The organism is Polynucleobacter sphagniphilus, from assembly GCF_001953355.1.
In the GTDB taxonomy this organism is placed as follows: Bacteria; Pseudomonadota; Gammaproteobacteria; order Burkholderiales; family Burkholderiaceae; genus Polynucleobacter; species Polynucleobacter sphagniphilus.
The window spans coordinates 126,490-146,636 of record NZ_MPIY01000017.1; the positions used below are offsets into that span (position 1 = coordinate 126,490).

At 42.9% G+C, this 20,147-nt stretch carries 25 protein-coding genes and 1 tRNA gene; 7 read left to right on the forward strand and 19 right to left on the reverse strand.

The annotated features are described in order from the left end of the window. Nucleotides 1-36: 36 nt before the first annotated feature. The 3 genes from BOQ04_RS09360 to BOQ04_RS09370 form a co-directional block, all read right to left on the reverse strand. The gene (locus BOQ04_RS09360; RefSeq protein ID WP_076024670.1) at nucleotides 37-246 is read right to left on the reverse strand and encodes a BrnA antitoxin family protein; all 210 of its coding nucleotides are present in this window, start codon (nucleotides 244-246) and stop codon (nucleotides 37-39) included. 11 nt (nucleotides 247-257) lie between these two features. Then, entirely contained in the window at nucleotides 258-536 is a 279-nt protein-coding gene (locus BOQ04_RS09365; RefSeq protein ID WP_076024671.1) for a BrnT family toxin, read from the reverse strand. Between the two features lie 154 nt (nucleotides 537-690). Further along, on the reverse strand, nucleotides 691-1,224 hold the full coding sequence (locus BOQ04_RS09370) for a hypothetical protein (RefSeq protein ID WP_076024473.1): 534 nt from the start codon (nucleotides 1,222-1,224) through the stop codon (nucleotides 691-693). 213 nt (nucleotides 1,225-1,437) lie between these two features. Between BOQ04_RS09370 and BOQ04_RS09375 the strand changes: the two genes are divergently transcribed. The 3 genes from BOQ04_RS09375 to BOQ04_RS09385 all read left to right on the forward strand — a co-directional run bounded on the left by BOQ04_RS09375 (nucleotide 1,438) and on the right by BOQ04_RS09385 (nucleotide 2,520). Further along, a complete protein-coding gene (locus BOQ04_RS09375; protein ID WP_072582000.1) occupies nucleotides 1,438-1,761 on the forward strand; it encodes a type II toxin-antitoxin system RelE/ParE family toxin in 324 nt (107 codons plus the stop codon). Continuing rightward, entirely contained in the window at nucleotides 1,758-2,069 is a 312-nt protein-coding gene (locus BOQ04_RS09380; protein WP_370623372.1) for a helix-turn-helix domain-containing protein, read from the forward strand. The genes BOQ04_RS09375 and BOQ04_RS09380 overlap by 4 nt, the downstream gene beginning before the upstream one ends. A 103-nt stretch (nucleotides 2,070-2,172) precedes the next feature. Next, nucleotides 2,173-2,520: a DUF3024 domain-containing protein gene (locus BOQ04_RS09385; protein WP_072582001.1), complete on the forward strand. Its 348-nt coding sequence runs from the start codon at nucleotides 2,173-2,175 to the stop codon at nucleotides 2,518-2,520. Between the two features lie 131 nt (nucleotides 2,521-2,651). Here the strand turns inward: BOQ04_RS09385 and BOQ04_RS09390 are convergent. The 6 genes from BOQ04_RS09390 to BOQ04_RS09410 form a co-directional block, all read right to left on the reverse strand. After that, nucleotides 2,652-2,727: transfer RNA gene (locus BOQ04_RS09390), tRNA-Phe, on the reverse strand. A gap of 149 nt (nucleotides 2,728-2,876) precedes the next feature. After that, nucleotides 2,877-3,059, reverse strand: a complete 183-nt coding sequence (locus BOQ04_RS09395; protein ID WP_076024672.1) for a hypothetical protein — start codon at nucleotides 3,057-3,059, stop codon at nucleotides 2,877-2,879. 138 nt (nucleotides 3,060-3,197) lie between these two features. Then, nucleotides 3,198-5,405, reverse strand: coding sequence for a beta strand repeat-containing protein (locus BOQ04_RS09400; protein ID WP_076024474.1), 2,208 nt, complete (start codon nucleotides 5,403-5,405; stop codon nucleotides 3,198-3,200). A gap of 263 nt (nucleotides 5,406-5,668) precedes the next feature. Further along, the gene (locus BOQ04_RS09405; RefSeq protein WP_076024475.1) at nucleotides 5,669-5,953 is read right to left on the reverse strand and encodes a hypothetical protein; all 285 of its coding nucleotides are present in this window, start codon (nucleotides 5,951-5,953) and stop codon (nucleotides 5,669-5,671) included. 194 nt (nucleotides 5,954-6,147) lie between these two features. Further along, nucleotides 6,148-6,294 (reverse strand): hypothetical protein, encoded by a 147-nt coding sequence (locus BOQ04_RS10860; protein WP_198929323.1) that lies wholly within the window; start codon nucleotides 6,292-6,294, stop codon nucleotides 6,148-6,150. Between the two features lie 52 nt (nucleotides 6,295-6,346). Next, on the reverse strand, nucleotides 6,347-6,787 hold the full coding sequence (locus tag BOQ04_RS09410) for a DUF6641 family protein (protein ID WP_076024476.1): 441 nt from the start codon (nucleotides 6,785-6,787) through the stop codon (nucleotides 6,347-6,349). 321 nt (nucleotides 6,788-7,108) lie between these two features. On the opposite strand from BOQ04_RS09410, the gene BOQ04_RS09415 reads away from it, so the two are divergent. Continuing rightward, complete coding sequence (locus BOQ04_RS09415; RefSeq protein WP_076024477.1) at nucleotides 7,109-7,558, forward strand: hypothetical protein; 450 nt, start codon at nucleotides 7,109-7,111, stop codon at nucleotides 7,556-7,558. 57 nt (nucleotides 7,559-7,615) lie between these two features. Here BOQ04_RS09415 and BOQ04_RS09420 read toward each other — a convergent pair whose 3' ends face one another. Both BOQ04_RS09420 and BOQ04_RS09425 read right to left on the reverse strand, forming a co-directional pair. Next, a complete protein-coding gene (locus tag BOQ04_RS09420) occupies nucleotides 7,616-8,326 on the reverse strand; it encodes an AAA family ATPase (protein ID WP_076024478.1) in 711 nt (236 codons plus the stop codon). A gap of 58 nt (nucleotides 8,327-8,384) precedes the next feature. Continuing rightward, nucleotides 8,385-9,347: a hypothetical protein gene (locus BOQ04_RS09425; protein WP_076024479.1), complete on the reverse strand. Its 963-nt coding sequence runs from the start codon at nucleotides 9,345-9,347 to the stop codon at nucleotides 8,385-8,387. 143 nt (nucleotides 9,348-9,490) lie between these two features. Between BOQ04_RS09425 and BOQ04_RS09430 the strand changes: the two genes are divergently transcribed. Next, nucleotides 9,491-10,426 carry a hypothetical protein gene (locus tag BOQ04_RS09430; protein ID WP_076024480.1) on the forward strand — a complete coding sequence of 312 codons (936 nt, stop codon included), beginning with the start codon at nucleotides 9,491-9,493 and terminating at the stop codon, nucleotides 10,424-10,426. A 33-nt stretch (nucleotides 10,427-10,459) separates the two neighbouring features. Here the strand turns inward: BOQ04_RS09430 and BOQ04_RS09435 are convergent, their stop codons facing one another. The 4 genes from BOQ04_RS09435 to BOQ04_RS09450 all read right to left on the reverse strand — a co-directional run bounded on the left by BOQ04_RS09435 (nucleotide 10,460) and on the right by BOQ04_RS09450 (nucleotide 12,907). Beyond that, a complete protein-coding gene (locus BOQ04_RS09435; RefSeq protein ID WP_076024481.1) occupies nucleotides 10,460-11,026 on the reverse strand; it encodes a tyrosine-type recombinase/integrase in 567 nt (188 codons plus the stop codon). Between the two features lie 407 nt (nucleotides 11,027-11,433). Then, the gene (locus BOQ04_RS09440; protein ID WP_076024482.1) at nucleotides 11,434-12,105 is read right to left on the reverse strand and encodes an aquaporin; all 672 of its coding nucleotides are present in this window, start codon (nucleotides 12,103-12,105) and stop codon (nucleotides 11,434-11,436) included. Further along, nucleotides 12,102-12,581: an arsenate reductase ArsC gene (locus tag BOQ04_RS09445; protein ID WP_076024483.1), complete on the reverse strand. Its 480-nt coding sequence runs from the start codon at nucleotides 12,579-12,581 to the stop codon at nucleotides 12,102-12,104. Before BOQ04_RS09445 ends, BOQ04_RS09440 begins: the two co-directional genes overlap by 4 nt. After that, nucleotides 12,578-12,907: an ArsR/SmtB family transcription factor gene (locus BOQ04_RS09450; protein WP_076024484.1), complete on the reverse strand. Its 330-nt coding sequence runs from the start codon at nucleotides 12,905-12,907 to the stop codon at nucleotides 12,578-12,580. The genes BOQ04_RS09445 and BOQ04_RS09450 overlap by 4 nt, the downstream gene beginning before the upstream one ends. 94 nt (nucleotides 12,908-13,001) lie before the next feature. Between BOQ04_RS09450 and arsH the strand changes: the two genes are divergently transcribed. Further along, nucleotides 13,002-13,712 (forward strand): arsenical resistance protein ArsH, encoded by a 711-nt coding sequence (arsH, locus tag BOQ04_RS09455; RefSeq protein WP_076024485.1) that lies wholly within the window; start codon nucleotides 13,002-13,004, stop codon nucleotides 13,710-13,712. 131 nt (nucleotides 13,713-13,843) lie between these two features. Here arsH and BOQ04_RS09460 read toward each other — a convergent pair whose 3' ends face one another. Further along, nucleotides 13,844-15,058 carry a tyrosine-type recombinase/integrase gene (locus BOQ04_RS09460; RefSeq protein WP_083657584.1) on the reverse strand — a complete coding sequence of 405 codons (1,215 nt, stop codon included), beginning with the start codon at nucleotides 15,056-15,058 and terminating at the stop codon, nucleotides 13,844-13,846. A 403-nt stretch (nucleotides 15,059-15,461) separates the two neighbouring features. After that, nucleotides 15,462-15,758 (reverse strand): hypothetical protein, encoded by a 297-nt coding sequence (locus tag BOQ04_RS09465; RefSeq protein WP_076024486.1) that lies wholly within the window; start codon nucleotides 15,756-15,758, stop codon nucleotides 15,462-15,464. A gap of 248 nt (nucleotides 15,759-16,006) precedes the next feature. Between BOQ04_RS09465 and BOQ04_RS09470 the strand changes: the two genes are divergently transcribed. Continuing rightward, on the forward strand, nucleotides 16,007-17,155 hold the full coding sequence (locus BOQ04_RS09470) for an HPP family protein (protein ID WP_076024487.1): 1,149 nt from the start codon (nucleotides 16,007-16,009) through the stop codon (nucleotides 17,153-17,155). On the opposite strand, the gene BOQ04_RS09475 is transcribed toward BOQ04_RS09470, so the two are convergent. Together BOQ04_RS09475 and BOQ04_RS09480 are read right to left on the reverse strand one after the other, a co-directional pair. Next, the gene (locus BOQ04_RS09475; RefSeq protein WP_076024488.1) at nucleotides 17,131-19,365 is read right to left on the reverse strand and encodes an OsmC domain/YcaO domain-containing protein; all 2,235 of its coding nucleotides are present in this window, start codon (nucleotides 19,363-19,365) and stop codon (nucleotides 17,131-17,133) included. The genes BOQ04_RS09470 and BOQ04_RS09475 overlap by 25 nt on opposite strands. Nucleotides 19,366-19,463: 98 nt before the next feature. After that, nucleotides 19,464-20,147: a response regulator gene (locus BOQ04_RS09480; RefSeq protein WP_076024489.1), complete on the reverse strand. Its 684-nt coding sequence runs from the start codon at nucleotides 20,145-20,147 to the stop codon at nucleotides 19,464-19,466.

The following is a 20,147-nucleotide window of genomic DNA, read 5'->3' on the forward strand; positions in this document are numbered from 1 at the left end:
ATCGACCAGAGCCTAGGATGCCCAATCCTAGCTAGACTACTTCCAGCTAAGGTTTAACTTCTTACGAGATGCCGCACAATCTCTCAAATAAAGGTTAATGAGGCTTTGATAAGGAATGCCCACCTCTTCTGATACAGACTTGAAGTAACTCACTGAATCCTCATCCAATCTAATCGTAATGGGCTTCTTGAGCATAGAAGCATATGGATTTTTACGGGCTTTTGAGAAATCATATTCTTTACGCATTTTCATCACCTTTAATAAGCTTTTGACTCTTTAGGAGTTGCCTTACGAGCCGAAATAATACGGACAACATTGCCTTCCCTTCGATAGCAATGACAAACCAAAACTACACGAAGAGAATGGCTTACTCCCAGCAAGATAAATCTGTCTTCATCCTCCGAATGATCGGGATCGGAAATTAACTTAGCACTTTCATCATAAAAAACAGATTTCGCCTCTTCAAAAGAAATGCCGTGTTTCTTCAGATTGGCTGATGCTTTTCTGGGTTCCCATTCAAATCGCAATGAAGTCATATGTACATTGTACATATATTATTTGGGGTAAGCAACCAGGCTTAAAAATTCTGGTTCACGCAACCTTTCCGCAGGACTAAATGAAAAAACCACCCGAAGGTGGTTTTGGTGTTTCTTGGTGGCCGGGGCGAAGTCGACCAGGGCCAAAACAGAGCTATCCGTTCGAATACTCCGGATTAAAGGTTTGAAATAAGGCAATTCCAATACAAGCTAAGAATAATGCTAATGAGGTGTAATTCATTGTCTTAACTCGACGAACTAAACAGTCATATTTTAAAAAGCCCGCAATGGCCAATAAAGTTGCAAGTACTGCCAAGAGAGATAGATTAATCAGCAATAAAGTTACAACATTCCAAAAGCCTGTCGCTCCTGGCACTAAATCTTGATGAACAATATATTGCTCTTTACCGGCACCAAAAACACCTACAAAAAAAGTGCCCAGCCAATTGGCCCACAGTGAAATATAGAGAGAGATAGTCGCAATCTTTTTTGAAAAAACTGGCAACGTTAATTGTGGCCACATCCAAGCAAATGCAAAGAATACTAGCGCCTGAACGACGCCAATTAAATGGGCTTGTAATATTCCGATTTGGGCAATTGCGTAAGGTGAGTAAATGGGCACCAATAATCCACACATCAGCATCAATAAGCCTGATATTAAGAAATATCTATTGAAGTGAAAATTCATTTTTTGCCCTAATTACTAAAGTTGAATTCTTCAATATTAGACTAAAAGCTTATTCTTACAAATGAAAAAACCACCCGAAGGTGGTTTTGGTGTTTCTCGGTGGCCCGGCTCGGAATAGACCAGGACCTAGGATGTTTAATTCCGCCTCTAGACTGTTGCTTTAAAAGACAATTTACTCTTGCTCAATGTTAACAAATTTGTTAACATACACGGATGAGCTATTCCATCCTTTATTACAGCGAGCAGGTTCAAGAAGACATTATGAATCTTCCCGACACGCTTCAAGCTCGCTATATTGGATTGACCACTCGAATGATTGAGCATGGGCCGAATTTAGGCTTGCCTCATACGGATTCATTTGGCGGCGGCTTATTTGAATTAAGACTTAAAGGGGCTGAAGGTATCGCCCGAGTTTTCTTTTGTACGATGGTGGAGAAAGAAATAGTGATGCTCCATAGCTTTATTAAGAAGACTCAAAAGACGCCTGAGAAAGAATTAAAGATTGCGAAAGCACGTATGAAGGAGTGGAAAAAATGACAACACAGAAGAAAACAAAAATGCTTACCCATAAACAAATGATAAGCAAAATGCTTAAAAAGCCAGCTGTAAAAGCCGCAGTCAAAGAACTTGATCGCACTGAATTTGCTATTCTTGATGAGATTCTTACGGCAAGGAAAGAGGCTGGATTAACGCAAGCTCAAGTGGCAAAAAAGATGGGAACACAAACCCCAGCTATTGCTAGATTAGAAAGCTCTCTGGCTACCGGCAAACATTCCCCAAGCCTAACTACCCTAAGAAAATATGCGGCGGCCTTGGGCAAGAGAGTTGAGCTTCATTTAGTCTGAGGACGTCTATATCCACTGTAATCATTTCACCCATAATTCATAATAGCTATGTTTGAAATAAAATTGATTGATCAGTTTTACTTTCTGGGACAACTAATCAGATATGGCATTTAGCATTGAACAGCTAGGGGATATTGACTATTTGGTCGGGCAGTGGTGTCTGCTTCTGGCTCCACTTGAAATCAAAAAAGATCTTGATTACGATTACGAAATCGATGGCCAGACTGTAAGTGTTTTTGAAGTTCGCCCTTTGTGGCGTGGAAAACCAGGAGAGTTAACTCGACGACCGTTTGTAAAATTTCGGTATATACAGTCTGAGGCTCTGTGGCATATTTATTGGATGCGAGCCAGCGGAAAATGGCAAGCCTATGAGCCAAATCCAATCTCAAAAGATCTCAATGAGGCATTACAAGTTATTGATGCCGATCAATATGGCTGTTTCTTTGGATAACAAGCTTGGGTTAGTCACCCTAGTTGCATTGCCTTGACTATTAGCTACTCCAGAATAAAAAACAAGATTTATAGTGTCGATGCTAACTTTCAAATGAAAAAAGAGAGCTAGAAGCTCTCTTTTTGAATTCTTGGTGGCCCGGGGCGGAATCGAACCACCGACACAAGGATTTTCAATCCTCTGCTCTACCGACTGAGCTACCAGGCCAAGACTTGGAATTATAAATGAAAGTGTGAATGGGCTTGCTAAATGAGCCTACTGTGGCTAACTCTTGGAAAAACCTTGTAAATCCTAGCTTTGTGCGGATTTTCTATCCTTCCTACGGTAGAGGGTGAGATAGAGGGTTGCTTAAGACTCTATGGCTTTACAGCCCCGGCCTTCTGTAGCTGTTGTTGTGCCTTAGCGACTTGCTGACGCTGTCGCTCCGCTTTAACAGCCTCCTGACTGCGCTTAACTTGTTGCTTAAGCGTGTCTATACGCTGTTGCTGTGGCGTCAGTGGCTTTATAGATTTGATAGTTTCTACTTCTTTAATAAGCATCAATATATTTAGCAGGCTAGGTTTAAGTAAAAGCAGGCTTTTTGAAGGTGAAAAACCCTGCGTTTTAATAAACCCCTTATTCAAGACAACAAAAAACCCGCCGAAGCGGGTCTATTGTTTGATTCAAATTAACACCGTTTACAAACCAACCGTATACGTCGCCATCACTGTGGTTGTTTGAACTGCTTGGTAGGGCTCTTGTCTATAGATGCCTGTGATACCTAAACGTTGATTCTTCTCAACATCATAGTAAGCACCAACAGTAGCTGTTGGTCTGGTCTTGACTGGATTGGCATTGAAGTTAATCGGGGTTAATCCAGTGATACCAGTGGCAGAGTAAGTTCCGTTGCTTGTATTGGTATCTGTCTCAACACCAGCACTAGCAAACGCAGTTGCTTGTGGGATGAACCTATATTGGGCACCAACACCAGCTAATGCTGTAGTGGCGTTTGTATTTAATGCTGAGTATGTCAGTGGTGCTGTTACAGAACTAGTAGCTTGTTCTGAGTAGCCATTCATATTGTTTTGTGTGTAACGAACACCAACATATGGAGATACGATCACATCAGGAGTAAAACCAAATCCATACTTAGCTGTTAGCTGTGCGCCTTGGCTATTGAGTTGTGAGGAACCAGAACCAGCCTCACTAGTGCCTACTACTTGGCGTGTAACTGTCGTGTTCTTTTGACCATAAGCCGCAGATACTTTTACTTCTGTACCAGTGCCATTCAAGCGCTCATTCCAAGCACCGAACAATCCAATGAGTGGTGTGTTGTTGCCAAGATTCACAGTGGAGCCTGCGTTGTTTACTGATAGATTCTGGTCTGCGTAAGCGCCAATACGAACAGATGGCATTACACGATATGCGGCAATTAAGAGTGCGCTGGTATTGTTTAATCCGTTGGCTGCTGATACTTGGGTATTGCGGCCACCAGCAGATACGCAAACATTATTAGCACCGAACACATTACAGTCGTAAGTAAAGCTATTAGCAAGAACGGTATTTTGAAGTGTGAAGGTGTTTTGTAATGCGGATGCTGTGTTGACGAGAGATTGTTGTGTGTCGGCTGTGGAGGCGCCAGTAACAATTAAATCCCAAATAGTTCCAGAAGAATTGTTTAGGCTCCAAGTAAAGCCGTTGTAATTACCCTTGGTGTTATTAAGATTGCTTGATAACACGCCAGACAAAACGCTTGAATAGGTACCCTTATTAAGGGTTGACGCGGCTACGCCAGCAACTCCGCCGCCATAAATTCCGAAGGTAGTGGCACCACTAATACCATTTACGGCTAGCTGACCATAGCTCGTTTTGCTATTAATAATGATGTTGTAGTTAGTGGGTAAATTTTGATAGAAAGTTAGCGGGCCATTTGTATTGCCAGCACCCTGTCCGTTATTCAGCGTGGTAATTGTTCCGTAGTTCACAATCCCGTAGTCAGGGCCAGTAATGCTTGCGGTATTAGTGAGAGCATTAATTGTTCCGCCGTTTTGAATGCCGATGTAGCCACTTATCAAACCAGAACCACTATTGGTCAAATTACCAATAGTGCCATTGTTATTGATGCCCATTTGCGGGTTGGTGGTTCCGGCAGTAATTGAGCCGGTATTAGCAATGCTGTTGATCAATCCAGAATTAATAATTCCATATGTTGTACCTGTTATTGAGCCACTATTTTGAATCGAGTCAATGGTTGCTAAAACGGTGTTGGTTCCAGAAATATTATTGCCAGAGTTATATATGGCGTAGTTTGAGCTAATGGTCCCTGAATTTACAATTGAACCAATTGTGGTCGTTGAGCTTACACCCGAATAGCCAAACCCACCAACAGAGGCCGTATTAAATATGCCGTAAGACCCTGAACCCGTTATTGTTCCCGTATTAGTAATTGATCCGATGGAAACATGTGAGGTGCTATTGTTACAGCCCGAAGGGCAACCAAGGGCGGCATCACTCAGAATGGCGTAATCACTTCCTGTAATTGAGCCAGCATTATTGATCGCATTAATAGTTGAGTAGATTGACTTATTGGCGCCACTCGCAGCCGACTCAATCAAAATACCATAAAAACCGGAACCAATCGATCCTGTTGCCGCATTGGTAATAGTGCCAACAGTAATATTAGATGGAGATGTACTACTAAAAAAATTAATGCCGAAGTTTCCACTGCCAATTGTTCCGGCATTTGTAACTGAATTAATATCGCTAGCTACTGTTACTGTTGGACAACTTTGGCTGCTACCAACGGCAATATTTGATCCTGAGCATGTTTGGGCGCTCACATCAGCAATCGCAAACAAAATAAAACCGGTTACTAATGCGATATTTTTAATATTAAGTAATTTCATTTTTTATTTTTCTTAGATTTTTCTAGCCAACCAATTCAGTAACTAGGTATTGGCAGCCTATTTTCACCAAATTCCATATAAATCACAATAACTACTATCAATTTTGAGTATTAACCCTAGCCCCATTGCCCACTAAACAACAAAAACCCGCTCACATCAATGCGGCGGGTCTTTGTGTATCAAACAGCTTATTTACAAGCCCACCGTATACGTCGCCATTACGGTCGTTGTTTGAACTGCTTGGTAGGGCTTATGAGCAACCACTAACCATCAACCCTTCCCTCAAAAGTCTCATTTGATGAATCTAAAAAGACTTCCTCTTCGCCCAAATTATTAGACGCCAAAATATCAAATAGTTCCGCATGCAATTCCTCATTGCCAATAAAGCAGTCGATAAACTTCTTTTGGGAGCTTACATCAACATCCTCGCATCGCCCCTCCTCCTGAACGGCCTCAATTTCCGCCTTTATTCGCCTCCAATTAGAGGCATTCAGATCAATTGCAATTTCGTTGACTGAGGCGATAATTTTAGAGACTATTAATTTCATATTTTGAGCCCTTAGAAGTCATAGCTCAACTTTACCAAGCTCTTGCTGTCCAGCCTTAATCTTTTGCCTGGCACGCTCAGCTTTTACAGCCTCTTAATCTCTCTTGACGCGATCTTTCATTGATTTAAGTCTAGCTTGCTCTGGACTTAAGGGTTTGATTGGAAGTTTATTGGCTATTTCATTAAAACGCATAGTTACCCAATCTGTAGAGGTTGGTGGGGCACATTACTAGCGCCGAAAATTGCCTTGAAGAGTGCATAGGCTTGAGCTTGATTTTGAGCGAAGAGAATCGTCTCAACCCATAGTCCGCTTGCATTTACTGTTGCCTTATATCTTTTCATACAAGTATTTATCGCAAGCAAGGTGTCGTGCTTAACACGACACCCCTGCCCCTTACTTCTTAAACCCTAGCTTCAATGCCCCGCTAGCTGACTCAATTTGAGCATCAAGCTCTCCCGCTTCTACAGCCTGCTTAACCAGCTCAAGCGCCTTCACTAAGTTTTGTGCACTATCTACTTCAACGCTGTGCTTGCCTTTAGCAAGCTCAATCACTTTAGTGCCGTATTTGACTGACACGCAGACTTTGCCAGCTTCATTCTTAAACCACCACTCGCGAATACGCTTGGGAATTTCTACTTGGCGACGCAAACCAGTTTCTTTATCTTTAACGCTTTTGAACTTAGTAACAACAAATGGCGTGCCATCTATATGACTTTTGGCTAGCTGGATTTGCTCCCACAACTTGCTAGAAAGCTTGTTCCTGCGAAATACGATTGCAGGGATATGGGTAGGTTTTTTAGCTGTTGTTAGCTTGAGTGATTCCAATGCGCTCATTTAATTTTCCTTGTTTGTTAATGGGCACATTTAATTTATTACCTGATTTGGGATTTGGTCGACCTCAATTTGTCCAAAACCACCAAATATCGCCAATATTTTTGTTTGTTTTCCTTTAGCAAAGCTAAATAAGTGTGAGTGGCGAAGTGAGTTGCGAATGAGTGGCTATAGAAATAAGTTGCGAATGAGTTACTACTTGGGACAAATGAGTAACTCTGACTCGTAACTACGCAACCCGAAGCAAGCAACCTCTCTTTTGAGATCTGCAACTTCTACGCAACTAACTGCGCCACTCACTGCAACCAATAAGGAGAAATCAATATGCAGAAAGAAATCGCAGTTCGTTTGTTTCAAAATGCCAAATACGGCACAACCTACGCTAAAGGTGTTCGCCATCAAGCTCTATTTAATGCCACCGCAGACATTAAGAATCCTAAAGTCAAATATGTCTTGGATTTTTATACTTATGAGCATTGGGAATTTCTGGCCAAAGAAAATCAACTAGAGATAGTCAATCAAGTTCGTAACGAAGTAGATAAGGACACGCTGGTTAGCTGGATAGTGCGTTATGACTTGGCAACAAAGACTAAAACATCCGTCTATGGCTTTGGCACTTTAAATATGAAATCTAATGAATTAATACTATGTGTATTAGATGGTGAGGCAAAAGTGGAGGATAGCTGGAAACTCACGGCTAAACCTTGTAGAGCTATTGCTGGAAAGAATGTTGCTGAACTCCTAGCAACTAATAGTGAACTAGCCAGCTGGTGATTGAGAAAAAACCACTGTCGTGTTTGGCACGACAGTGGTGATGGGAAATACAACAGCTTACTGGGGCAATCTTCCACCCAACTTCACGCCTGCAATCATCACATCACTAGCAAAAGTTCTCAAAGAGCCTTTTGCTTTATGTGCAATCGCTGTAATAGCCGCTACAGGCAATGCGGTGGAAACAAGAGACATCTTCTGCAGTATGCTTTGTCCTATTGAAACATAGGCATTAGCATCTGCCGACTGGTTCATTTCAATCAAAAAGCTACGATTGATAATGCCATCGTCAATACGGTCAAGATAATTGGTTGTAAAGATGAACTGACAACGCTTCAAGTCCATGACTGATTTAAGTGACTGCTGTGCAGATACAGTGAGCTTATCCACCTCATCAAACAAGAAGTAGTCAGTTTGACCATAGTGGTGAAAAGGATTTCGGCTATTGCACATGGTGATCTGCTTAACAATCGCCGTGCTACTTAAACCCCCTCCACAACGAAATATCTCAGGGATAGCATCTTCAACTACCTGCATTTGCCCAATAGGGCTTGTTTGTGGATAGTTACCTGCATACGCTGTTTCAAGCAGGCTAGGCAATAAAAATCCTAAAGTGCTTTTACCAGTGCCATAAGTGCCATGCAGCAAAATGCCACTTTTGCCATTAAATGGAAATGGCAATTGGCGACTGAGAATGAGCTCCAATACTTCTCGCTCTGTTGAATTGTTAATCAAAAAGTCGTCTAAACAACTGGGTGCAAATAAGGACATAGTCCCTCCTATTAAGTGTAAAAAAGGGGCTATGTAAATACATAGCCCCAATGGTTAATTAAGCAAACTCAGCTTGCAGTTGCTCTGTAGCCTGTGTTTCTGTCACAAAAACATTGTTAAATGCTTCTGTCGCTTTCACTGCTTGTGCTTTTTCTGCAATTTCTTGTGCAGTCTTAGCAATTTGCTTGGCTGCCTTGTCTTCTGCTTTCGCTTCTGACTTTTGCACTTTTGCGGCTTCTTCTTCTGCTTTTTTCAGCGCATTAAGTTGTTCACGCTTTTTAGCTTGTGCCAGTGTGTAATACGCTGCCAACGCAGTATTCACAGCACCATCGTGACGAACTACAGCGTTTACTTCAAATTCGCCTGTAGGCAAGTAAGTGGCCACAAACACCACTTGCTTGTCCACCCAGTCTGCATTTGCCTTAACTGTTTCAGCGTCAAACTTCACCTTACTGATCACAGCTTCGCTTACTTCGGCTTTAACAAGCTCAGCTCGCTTAGTGGCTGACAAAGGCTTAGTGCCACCCATACGAATTTGCTCAACACCACCGTTTTCTTGCAAAAATGCAACCAAGTCATCAGCTCCAACCTCTTGTCGCAATGCTTCACGCAAAGCAATTGAATATGCTGAAACACGACGACGATCAACACCAAATACACACTTAACAACACGAGTCATATCGTGTGTTGTGGCGCCAAAGCTATTGGTATAGCCCTTGTCAGCGATAAATGCCTCCATCGCCTCTAGCTTAGCTTTACGCACTTCTTTGTCAGCGTCTTGCTTCATCACCAGATAAAAGCTGTAAGCCTGCTTCAAAATGCCGTATAAGCGATTATTAGACTGAGCAAGTTCAACTGTTTCCCAGCTAATACGGGCTGACTCCAAAGACTTCAATTGCTCAAATGCGCTAGGCTGAGCAGCGGGTGTCGTGTCAAACACGACAACCGTTGCAGGCACATTCAGGGCTGCCAAGTTAATTGAAGGATTTACTGCGTTTACTGCCAAAGTTGCTGTTGTCATAAGGTTTCTCCTTTTAATGACGGGTTAGTAAATATGCGGACTGCTTTTGGTTTGTTTCGCTGCCCACAACCCCTACTATCCGCATTAACTATTTAATTGGTCATAGTTGATATATACTGTTAATCCTATATAGGTAAAGGCTTATGCGGTATATCAGAGGCATTCAAAAGGGGATTGGGCGATTACGCTCCCGCACCATTGAGGAGGAGCTCAGTTATGCCCGCACTAGCGTTAGGCGTTGGTGGTGGGAGTATTTGCGGCTTAGCAAAGACTATTGGCTGATTTGCCAAACCTCCTCCAACCCCATGAATCCACGGACAACGGATGAAGGCATGCGTTGGCTATATAGAAAATTTGGGGATATTCACAGCGTGGATTTTGATACTTGGTATGAAAAGAAAGGCTCATACCTGTTTAGAGAGCAGGTTGAATTGCCCAAAGTAATGGAGGTTGCCGATGACCTTAGTAATTTATCCGAAGAGCGGGATGGCAAGCTATTGCTAGAGATTCCACTGTCCATGAGTCAGGCATCTATCAATCGACAGATCAATCGCATACTGAAAAAACATATCAGTGAACGCCCCACCAATAAATTGGAAACAAGTAAGTCAGAATTTCCAATTAACCCTGTCTTGTATCGCTTGCCTACTTTGCAAAAAATGCACGAAGTCTGGTGCTTGCATAGAGAGTTGATTGCTAAGACTGTTGCATTGGGTGACGCAGTGGATAAGTATTCGACTAAAGGTGATTTATTTCGGATTGGCAAAGTTTTACGATTAAGTCCAGCCAACGAGAGCCCAGCCGAAGATCCATTCATTCATCACAAGCGGCTAAACATCATGCGAGCTACAGTAAGCCGTTACTTAAATCGCGCCAATATGTTGATTGGCAATGTGGAGATAGGTCAGTTTCCTCGCTTTACAAAAATTTCCCCAATCGAAAGATTTAGCAAGGGGCAAAGAGAATCCCATAAAGAGCTAGAAAAACTTTGGTGGGAACTGGATTTAACTTCGACACTAAGTGGGACAAAGATAGAGGATGCCAAGAAGATTGTTTATAGCTGGTATGGTAATAAGTAGTGTCGTGTTGATCACGACACTATTAACAATTAGTTATATCAACTCAACGGCCGCTCTTTTCATATCGTCATTCACATCAATGTATTTTTGCGTCACAGCGATACTCTTGTGTCCCGCTAGGCTAGCCAAGATGCGCACAGAGATGCCCTTGTTTGCCAAGGTCGTAATAAATTGCCTACGACCACTGTGGCTACTAGCGCCAGCGATACCTGCTCGCTTATAAAGCCAAAAGAAGTGCTGGCATAGGGTATTGGGTGTCCAGCCCAAACGCTTAGATGTATGGAACAAGGGAATGTCAGGCATGGTGATATGTCGGGTTTTGAGATACACAGCCAATTCTTCTTTTAGTTTTGCTGGCAAGAACACCGTTCTGCCGTCATTCCCTTTAGTTTGCTGTGCACTTAAACGAATTTCACTTTTAATCGTGCCATCTTCATTTAATACATCTCCCATTTTTAATTGGGCAATTTCTTTAACGCGAAGTCCTGCCCAGTATCCCATGAGCAACATTGCGCGATTGCGCTGTGCATAAGTTGTGCTGCTGATGTAGCGTAAGACTTGTTCTAATTCATTTGTGGTGAGTGTTTTTGCTTGAGCCATTTTTGTCCTTTAGATAAATAAAACTGTGTATGCAGTTTGTATTCTTTTGCTCAAAAGGACGACCAGTTTGCGTCAAAAATAATCTTTCCAAGAATCAATGACTTAGCATTTAGCGCCACCAAAGAAAATAGCAATAATCTTTGGTGGCGCTAAATATATTTATACAAATCGTGGGATAAAGACGACGAATTTAAGCAAACACCTCAAATCAGCTCTACACGCTTAAACCAGGGGGTTCCCTGATGCACAGCTATTTGGCGCCGCAATTAGTTTGCATATAGACGGTTTTTGAGGGGGTTGTGATGTCGTGTTTAACACGACACCTTACTTAACGACTGCTTATTACTTCAAAGCAGTCGTTTGTATTACATATTTACCGCTGGCAACTTTCGACCCAAAGAAGACTATCAAAGCCCTCTTGTATAGCTCTTGCTATCTTTTGGCTCAACTAAGGCAAGAATTCCGACAATCAGTAGTGCCGCTAAAACTTCAGCTACAACAAATCCTAATACATCACTAGGAGCAATTCCCACAAAGGTATTGGTTAAGCTCCTTGCCACTGCTACTGCTGGATTGCTAAAGAAGGTAGATGAAGTAAACCAGTAGCCCGCTGTAACTGTCAAAGCAACCAACATTGGAACCTTATCTTTAGCCTCTTTATCTCCGATGTGAATTACCGAGAGCAATACGAGTGTTGATACAAGCTCACTCACCCAAATACCCAATCCTGTTCTGACTTTGGTAGATTCTTGAATAATTGGCAGGCTGAACATTAAATGTGTGAGCCATATTCCAGCAATAGCGCCTGTGAACTGACAAACCCAATAGCCCAACATCTTTTTCAAATCGAGATGCCCTAGCTTCCAAAACATCAAAGTGACTACTGGATTAAAGTGAGCTCCCGAGATGGGTCCTAGCAAAACAATTAAAGCGTAGAGTCCTGCCCCAGTAGCAATGCTATTTCCAAGTAAAGCTACTGCGGCATTACCAGAACCCAATGTCTCGCCCATAAAACCAGAGCCCGCTACTATTGCCAAAAGCAATGCTGTGCCCACAAACTCACAGACATAACTTCTCATGCTTTTGTATGGATATCTTTTAGGCTCATTGAATCTAACTTGTCTAATGGCATATCAGCTAAAAGATTAATACGCTTTTTGAGTCCAATCATCACATCTTTAAATGCTTTGCGCTTATCTTCATCGGTGCCTTGGACTTGGGATGGGTCAGGAAATCCCCAGTGTGCTGTTGCTGGATTGCCAGGCCAGAATGGACATTGCTCACCAGCGGCTTGATCACAAACAGTAATGATGAAATCCATCTTAGGAGCATCGGGCAAACCGTATTCGTCCCAGCTTTTGCTTCTCAACTTGCTTTGGTCGTAACCCATTTCTTTAGTCAACTCTGCCGCAAATGGATTAACAGAGGTGCCAGGACTAGATCCTGCTGAATAACCAACAAATAATCCACTGGGATGGGTTGATGCTAATGCTTCACCTAATACAGAGCGGGCGGAGTTATGGGTACAGAGAAACAGGATGTTGTATTGCTTCATTTGACTTTGGCTTTCTTCAAAGGTTTAACGGGAGTACAGGATTTACCGCCACAGCAGTTATCTAATAAAAATTCACTTAGCTTTTGAACTTGCTCGGCATTAGGTCTATAGATGAGATTACGACTTTGACGCTCTACCAATAAAAGCTCGGCATCTACTAAATCTTTTAGGTGAAAGCTGAGGGTGGCATTGGGGATACCGAGTTTTTCAATAATTTGACTTGGGGTTAACCCAAGATCGCCACGCTGGACAATGAGGCGAAACACATTTAGTCGGGTTTCCTGCCCTAAAGCGAGAAAAGCAGAGATAGCGTTATCATTGTTCATATTTCGAATTATATGGAAATATATGACAGTTTTATGAAAGCGTATTCTTCATAGTCGCCTACCTGTAATAGCACTCTGTAACCAATAATCATCCATGCCTGACCTTTCTAATATCGATAAAGCACTCTTTCACAAGCCCACCCTTGATGAATTAACTGTTAAATCTTCCCAAAGTCATCCACCGAGAATCTTGCTTTTATACGGCTCACTCAGGGAGCGGTCATTTAGTCGCCTCCTAGCCGAAGAAGCTGAGCGAATCTTAGAGGCAATGGGTTGTGAAACACGATTCTTTAATCCCAAGGGATTGCCGCAAGTAGACGATGCCCCTGAAACACATCCCAAAGTAGTGGAACTAAGAGAGTTGGTTCAATGGGCAGAAGGAATGGTTTGGAGCAGTCCTGAGCGACACGGAGCTATGACAGGATTAATGAAATCGCAGATTGATTGGATCCCACTTAGCGTTGGCGCTGTAAGACCCTCACAAGGCAAGACGCTGGCTTTATTACAAGTAAGCGGCGGATCACAATCTTTTAATGCGGTTAATCAAATGCGAATTTTAGGTAGATGGATGCGGATGATCACCATTCCCAATCAATCATCCGTACCTAAAGCATTTTTAGAGTTTGCCGACAATAATCGAATGAAGCCATCCGCCAATTACGATCGTGTAGTTGATGTGATGGAAGAGTTAGTTAAGTTCACTCTATTAACCAGATCAGTTTCGGGCCATTTAACCGATCGCTACAGTGAGCGCAAAGAGAGTGCTGAGGAATTATCTAAAAGAGTAAACCAAAGAAGTTCTTAATTAATCTTATGCCGTTAAGGCTGCTATTGGCCGTTCTCTGCCCACCAAACTCATAAAATCACCCTATTTTGAGTGTCTGCAGTCTGTCCAATATCAGCCTGTCGTGTCAAACACGACACCCTTGCCCCTGTTTATGCCAACCTATCTGCTGCCATTGTTGCCGTCATCTTGCTGTAATGCCTCTCAATCATATTCACACTAGTTCCCATTTGCCGTGCAAGCGTATGTATATCAATGCCGCTTGCTAACGCAAAAGTAGCATAAGTGTGTCGCAAGCTATACAGCGTTCGGTTTAAGCCACCACTATCCTTACGCATACTGCTTCGCACCATTAAGTTTCTAAATATATTTTCCATATTGCTTATCTGTGTGTTGTCAGGCAAACAAAAGATGGCTTTGTCTAACTTAGCTTCAATTAGTCCATTTAAGTTTGTGTAGTCCAACTTATGCCAACGCATTAGACGCTCAAATACCTTTATCACTTCGTGCTTAGCAATCAGATAGCGTGGACCAGTCTTGCCGCTTACCCAAACACGCAAATATTTTTTATTACCAATCCAATGCCATTGCAAGTGCTTCCATCGCAAGCGTAGTGCTTCTGTGCCGTGTCGCACTCCAGTGTTTACCAAAAATTCTATGTAAGCAACACACAGCGTTCGCATTAGTCTTGTGCGTTCTGTATAGCTACTCTTTACCCAAGTCTCTGTATAACTTATCAACTCAATAATTTCTTCTTTACTAAAAGCTGGGCGAGGCTGACTACGCTTGCCTTTGCTGTCCAACATCGGCACAGCACGATTGTGTGCAACATAGCCACGCTCTCTCGCTAAATTCACAACACGAATGTATGCACTTGCGTGATTGCGTTTCGTGCTTGCCATCGGCACTTTATTCATTTCAGTAATTCGCCACGCATCAAAATCTGCAAGCATCTCTGTCGTAATTTTTTCTACTTCGTAGGCGCCAAAAAAAGGAATGAGATATTTGTTAATTGCAAAAATGTAATCTCTATAACAACGACGACCAATGTTGTTATCCAATGCTCTACTCATATTTGCAATTTCATCTAACGCAATCTGCTTAAATGTTTTCGTAGTGATTGCCAAGCCAGCATCTGTTTTTATTTTTACAGTTTCAATAATTGCAATCGCATTTATCTTTGCTTGCTCTATGTCGTCTGTATTTGTTGTAGTGCTGTGCCACTTGTTGTTCGCTAACTTAAATCGCACTTGCCACTGCACCGACTGCGGACGCTTATACAGCAAGGCTTTGCCGTCCATCAGCCTTACTTGTTTAATAGTATTTGCGTCAAACTGTGTTGTAAATAATTGTTGTAGTGAGGACATACACTTAAGTATGTTTTCAAATGCCAACTTGGACGACGATTAGTTTTTTATCGTCGCAAAAATCCCACGCAATACTCTGCGAACAAAATTATGTGTGTGATTTTTTTATTGAGTGCCGCAGATTTTTCTGCGAATTGAACGGCGCTGTGAAGAGAAGCTTTTGACTAATGTTTACAACTGTCAAACATCGAAAAATATTTTTTTCAATCCTCTGCTCTACCGACTGAGCTACCAGGCCAAGACTTGGAATTATAAATGAAAGTGTTCGTCAGCTTGGGAAAAGTGGAAAACTGTCCTTACTCTCGAAAAAATGCCTTAAATCCTTGATTCGCCGGGATGGCAAACCCTACTGCACGATAGTTGGTGGAGATGTAGAAATCCTCTTTTGATAGGAGTCTAATTACTAGACGCTCAGTTCTTCTTGGTTCAAAAGAGATTTTCTACTGGCAAGGTATTTGACACCTTTGGCTCCATAGTTTTCAGTATGGATTTGATTGGGTAACAAATGAAATACATCGCCCGCTAAGAAAGTGCTTTTTATGCCGCCGATGATGATGTCAATTTGACCCTCAATTATCAGGGCTTGAACTTCGTATGGGTGTGAATGTAAATCCAAAAAACCACCTAATTCACGCTCCACTAAAACCGGCTCGGGAAACCCCTCTTTTGTTAACTTCTCTATAAATACTTCTTGCTTCATTTATTTGGTAACCATCATTTATCAATCTTCATTGTAGTTACATTACTGCTTTGCAAAAATGATCTAGGTCACACTACACCATCGTAATTCCCTTGATGCTTAATTGTCGTGCTTCCCAACAAATGGGGAGCAGATAATATGCGATCCTCTATCTATCGTGACCAGGCAAATCAGATTGAGCGATCCAATACAATTGAGGCGCGATAACCTTGCTTACCGAGGTCACTATTAATTATTCAAGGAATGTCATGAATTTGAAGAAGTTTTTTGAACCCTTAAATATATTAAATAGCACTCCCGTGCCTTGGTCTGAGCATTGGAGGTCCGCAATTGGGGGGCTCTTAGGGGGCGGTCTGGTTGCATTTCTAGCGAAATTTATTGGGGACTTCGTTCAGATAAACGAATGGGCCATGGCATCCCTAGGTGCAAGCGCTCTTTTAATATTCGTATTGCCCTCAAGCCCAATGGCCCAACCTAAAGCAGTTATTGGCGGAAACATCATTTCAGCATTAGTAGGAATTTCGTGTGCCATTTTTATTCAAGACCCAAGAATTGGTGTGCCGGTTGCTATTGGAGTGTCTATATTTGCCATGCTTTTCTTTAACTGCCTTCATGCGCCAGCAGCTGCTACAGCCTTAAGCGCAGTTCTTGGTCATATTATTAGTTATCGCTTTGCACTGTTCCCGGTATTAATAGACTCGGTACTACTGGTATTAGCGGGCATTATTTACAATAGGGCAACAGGCAAATCCTATCCACACATACCGCAAGCTCCTAGCCCCCAAGCAAAACCTAAAAATACCAGCCAAGATGACTCCTCTGAACTCAACTCGGTATTAGCCCAATACAAAGAATTTTTTGATATCAATACAGATGATCTCACCAATATCATCAAGCAAGTAGAGCTGCGCGCATACGAGCAGAAATTAAAGTCGATCACCTGCTCAAAGATTATGAGCGCCCCTGCAATTACGGTTCAAATGGCAACCCCTCTTGAGAAGGCCTGGATTTTGCTAAGAAAAAATCACATAAAAGCGTTGCCAGTAGTAGATAAAAATTCTAGGGTGATTGGCGTCATTACTCTAGAAGATTTTCTACAATATGCTGCAGTAGACTTTGATCAGACATTTGGCCAAAGAATTAAAGGTTTTATGCGACAAGGCCTCACTCGATCCTCGGCTAAATTAATGGACGCCTACCCCAATGCAGTAGGTCAAGTGATGCGAAAGCCTGTAAGAGTCATAAGCTCCAATCGCAATGCATTAGATTTAGTCGATATCTTCGAAGGTCACGGCCACCATCACCTGCCCGTTATCGATCAAAACCAAACTTTGGTTGGAATTCTCACTCAATCAGACTTTGTAAGAGCAATTCATAGCTCCCTACAATCGACCTGATGATTGGACCCTTGAGAAGGTGGCACTTTGGCCCGAGCAGCATGCAATTTTCTATAGCTATCGATCAATCGGTGATGTCGCTCTAGACCTTCCAACTTCATGCTAGTTGGCGTCAAACCATAAAAACGGATAGTGCCCTCCACAGATCCGATGACCGCATCCATTCTGGAATCACCAAACATTCGACGGAAGTTGGCTTCGTAATCCCCGATAGCCAAGTCCTCATTGAGTAGCGTCTCTAGCACTACATCCAAGGCTTGATAAAACAATCTGCGTTCAACGGTGTTGTCGTTGTATTGCAAGAAGGCGCCCACCAATTCGTGAGCCTCCTCAAATTGCTTTAAAGCAAGATGAATAAGCAACTTCAACTCCAGCACTGTTAGCTGACCCCAAACTGTATTTTCGTCAAATTCAATACCGATCAACGAAGCAATATCACCGTACTCATCAAGCTCGTTATTTTCTAAGCGCTCAAGCAATGCAGCGAGGGCTTTATTGTCCAGACGATGTAAATTCAAAATATCAGCACGAAATAAGAGGGCTTTATTGGTGTTATCCCAGATCAAATCTTCTATTGGATACACTTCGGAATAGCCCGGTACCAAGATACGACAGGCAATTGCACCTAGCTGATCGTATACCGCCACGTATGCTTCTTTGCCAAGAGACTCAAGAATGCCATACAAGGTGGCTGCCTCATCCACATTCGAGTTTGTGCCTTGGCCAGAAAAGTCCCACTCAACAAAATCATAGTCTGACTTACTGCTAAAAAAACGCCACGACACAATGCCACTTGAATCAATAAAGTGTTCAACAAAATTATTGGGCTCGGTCACCGCCTCACTTGCAAAAGTGGGTGGAGACAAATCATTTAGACCTTCCAAACTACGGCCTTGCAGCAGTTCTGTCAAACTGCGTTCAAGCGCCACCTCTAAACTTGGATGCGCTCCGAATGAGGCAAACACGCCACCGGTTCGGGGGTTCATCAAGGTGACGCACATCACTGGGTACACGCCCCCCAAGGAAGCATCCTTAACTAGCACTGGGAAACCCTGCTCTTCTAGAGCACGAATACCCGCCAGAATATCGGGATACTTTTCTAGCACTTCTTGAGGTACATCTGGCAGGGCAATTTCACCTTCCAGAATTTCTCTTTTAACAGCGCGCTCAAAAATCTCCGACAAACATTGCACCTGTGCTTCAGCAAGGGTATTGCCAGCACTCATGCCGTTGCTGCCATAGAGATTTTCAATCAGATTAGATGGGAAATAGATAATTTCTCCATCAGACTGCCGCTCATATGGCAATGAGCAAATCCCTCGCTCTACATTCCCCGAGTTAGTGTCAACAAGATGTGACGCTCTTAGCTCACCATCAGGGTTATAAATTTGTAGGGAGTAAGCATCCAGAATTTCAGCGGGTAGCGCATCCTTGGGTCCGGACTGAAACCAGCGCTCATTTGGGTAGTGGACAAAGCTTGCCTTAGCCAGGTCTTCACCCCAAAATACGCCGGCATAAAAATGGTTATTGCTCAAGCGCTCGATATACTCACCCAGGGCTGAAGCAAGTGCGCTTTCTTTGGTCGCACCTTTGCCATTGGTAAAGCACATTGGTGAATGCGCATCACGAATATGCAAAGACCACACATTAGGAATAATGTTGCGCCATGAGGCGATTTCAATCTTGATTCCTAAATTGGCCAAGATGCCAGACATATTGGCGATGGTTTGCTCCAGCGGCAGATCCTTGCCAGCAATATAGGTGCTGCTCTTAGGATCTGGCTTCAACGACAATAAAGTCTGTGCATCCGCATCAAGATTTTCCACCTCCTCAATGACAAACTGCGGCCCAGCTTGAACTACTTTTTTAACTGTACAACGCTCAATCGATCGCAATATACCCTGGCGATCTATAGCAGAAATATCCTCAGGCAACTCAACTTGGATCTTGAGAATCTGTTGGTAGCGATTATCCGGATCAACAATATTATTTTGTGAGAGTCGGATATTTTCCGTAGAGATATTGCGCGTATTGCAATACAGCTTCACAAAATACGCCGCACATAAAGCGGAAGAAGCTAAGAAGTAATCAAAAGGGCCTGGGGCAGAACCATCACCCTTATAGCGAATAGATTGGTCGGCAATGACTGTGAAGTCATCAAACTTCGCTTCAAGACGCAGCTTATCGAGAAAGTTGACCTTAATTTCCATGGGGATAATTCCAAAATGGTGTGGCCGCCATTATCCATCGGAAAGCCAAGAGCAGGTGATCCAAACTCAGGGCTAGCTGCCAATATGAGTGTTAAAGGCTAACTCTCGCTTTTGTTGCGCGAGGTATCAATCCCAAGGGCTTTGAGCTTGCGATAGAGATGGGTGCGCTCTAGGCCGGTGTACTCAGATATTTTTGTCATGCTACCGCCCATGATGAGCATCTGATGCTCAAAGTAAGCCTTTTCAAATAAATCCCTAGCCTCTCTGAGGGGGAGGTCAAAATAGGTTTTAGCAATTCCACTGATATATTCACCCTCTGGCGGCAATAGCGCCGACTCCACCACTGCCGTCTTTGGAACAGAAGTACTTGCGGGTGTACCTTGCGAAATCTTTCCCTCTTCAGGCTCAACAAATTTTGGCGAGCTTTCGAGAGCCTTACTAACGGTCTTTAATAGCTTTTGCAAAGCAATTGGCTTTTCGAGAAAGTTAAGGGCACCAATGCGAGTTGCCTCAACCGCGGTATCGATAGTGGCGTGTCCCGACATCATGACTACTGGCATCGTCAACTGACCGGTCTTTGACCACTCCTTTAATAGCGTAATGCCATCGGTCTCCGGCATCCAGATATCAAGCAAGACCAAATCGGGGCGCATCTGCTCACGAATTTTTCGCGCTTGTGCTGCACTTTCCGCCGCATAAATAGTATGGCCCTCATCCGTCAAAATCTCATTTAAGAGCTCACGGATGCCCATCTCATCGTCGACCACCAAAATACTAGCCAT

What these genes read in the sequence shown, in the direction of transcription:
- BOQ04_RS09400 (WP_076024474.1), bottom strand. Translation starts at nt 5,405, where the DNA reads ATGAAATTACTTAATATTAAAAATATCGCATTAGTAACCGGTTTTATT.
- BOQ04_RS09375 (WP_072582000.1), top strand. Translation starts at nt 1,438, where the DNA reads ATGAGCTATTCCATCCTTTATTACAGCGAGCAGGTTCAAGAAGACATT.
- BOQ04_RS09475 (WP_076024488.1), bottom strand. Translation starts at nt 19,365, where the DNA reads ATGGAAATTAAGGTCAACTTTCTCGATAAGCTGCGTCTTGAAGCGAAG.
- BOQ04_RS09370 (WP_076024473.1), bottom strand. Translation starts at nt 1,224, where the DNA reads ATGAATTTTCACTTCAATAGATATTTCTTAATATCAGGCTTATTGATG.
- BOQ04_RS09415 (WP_076024477.1), top strand. Translation starts at nt 7,109, where the DNA reads ATGCAGAAAGAAATCGCAGTTCGTTTGTTTCAAAATGCCAAATACGGC.
- BOQ04_RS09360 (WP_076024670.1), bottom strand. Translation starts at nt 246, where the DNA reads ATGCGTAAAGAATATGATTTCTCAAAAGCCCGTAAAAATCCATATGCT.
- BOQ04_RS09435 (WP_076024481.1), bottom strand. Translation starts at nt 11,026, where the DNA reads ATGGCTCAAGCAAAAACACTCACCACAAATGAATTAGAACAAGTCTTA.
- BOQ04_RS09450 (WP_076024484.1), bottom strand. Translation starts at nt 12,907, where the DNA reads ATGAACAATGATAACGCTATCTCTGCTTTTCTCGCTTTAGGGCAGGAA.
- BOQ04_RS09445 (WP_076024483.1), bottom strand. Translation starts at nt 12,581, where the DNA reads ATGAAGCAATACAACATCCTGTTTCTCTGTACCCATAACTCCGCCCGC.
- BOQ04_RS09380 (WP_370623372.1), top strand. Translation starts at nt 1,758, where the DNA reads ATGACAACACAGAAGAAAACAAAAATGCTTACCCATAAACAAATGATA.
- BOQ04_RS09405 (WP_076024475.1), bottom strand. Translation starts at nt 5,953, where the DNA reads ATGAAATTAATAGTCTCTAAAATTATCGCCTCAGTCAACGAAATTGCA.
- BOQ04_RS09470 (WP_076024487.1), top strand. Translation starts at nt 16,007, where the DNA reads ATGAATTTGAAGAAGTTTTTTGAACCCTTAAATATATTAAATAGCACT.
- BOQ04_RS09425 (WP_076024479.1), bottom strand. Translation starts at nt 9,347, where the DNA reads ATGACAACAGCAACTTTGGCAGTAAACGCAGTAAATCCTTCAATTAAC.
- BOQ04_RS09465 (WP_076024486.1), bottom strand. Translation starts at nt 15,758, where the DNA reads ATGAAGCAAGAAGTATTTATAGAGAAGTTAACAAAAGAGGGGTTTCCC.
- BOQ04_RS09420 (WP_076024478.1), bottom strand. Translation starts at nt 8,326, where the DNA reads ATGTCCTTATTTGCACCCAGTTGTTTAGACGACTTTTTGATTAACAAT.
- BOQ04_RS09395 (WP_076024672.1), bottom strand. Translation starts at nt 3,059, where the DNA reads ATGCTTATTAAAGAAGTAGAAACTATCAAATCTATAAAGCCACTGACG.
- BOQ04_RS10860 (WP_198929323.1), bottom strand. Translation starts at nt 6,294, where the DNA reads ATGAAAAGATATAAGGCAACAGTAAATGCAAGCGGACTATGGGTTGAG.
- BOQ04_RS09430 (WP_076024480.1), top strand. Translation starts at nt 9,491, where the DNA reads ATGCGGTATATCAGAGGCATTCAAAAGGGGATTGGGCGATTACGCTCC.
- BOQ04_RS09365 (WP_076024671.1), bottom strand. Translation starts at nt 536, where the DNA reads ATGACTTCATTGCGATTTGAATGGGAACCCAGAAAAGCATCAGCCAAT.
- BOQ04_RS09480 (WP_076024489.1), bottom strand. Translation starts at nt 20,147, where the DNA reads ATGGCTAGTATTTTGGTGGTCGACGATGAGATGGGCATCCGTGAGCTC.
- BOQ04_RS09385 (WP_072582001.1), top strand. Translation starts at nt 2,173, where the DNA reads ATGGCATTTAGCATTGAACAGCTAGGGGATATTGACTATTTGGTCGGG.
- arsH (WP_076024485.1), top strand. Translation starts at nt 13,002, where the DNA reads ATGCCTGACCTTTCTAATATCGATAAAGCACTCTTTCACAAGCCCACC.
- BOQ04_RS09460 (WP_083657584.1), bottom strand. Translation starts at nt 15,058, where the DNA reads ATGTCCTCACTACAACAATTATTTACAACACAGTTTGACGCAAATACT.
- BOQ04_RS09440 (WP_076024482.1), bottom strand. Translation starts at nt 12,105, where the DNA reads ATGAGAAGTTATGTCTGTGAGTTTGTGGGCACAGCATTGCTTTTGGCA.
- BOQ04_RS09410 (WP_076024476.1), bottom strand. Translation starts at nt 6,787, where the DNA reads ATGAGCGCATTGGAATCACTCAAGCTAACAACAGCTAAAAAACCTACC.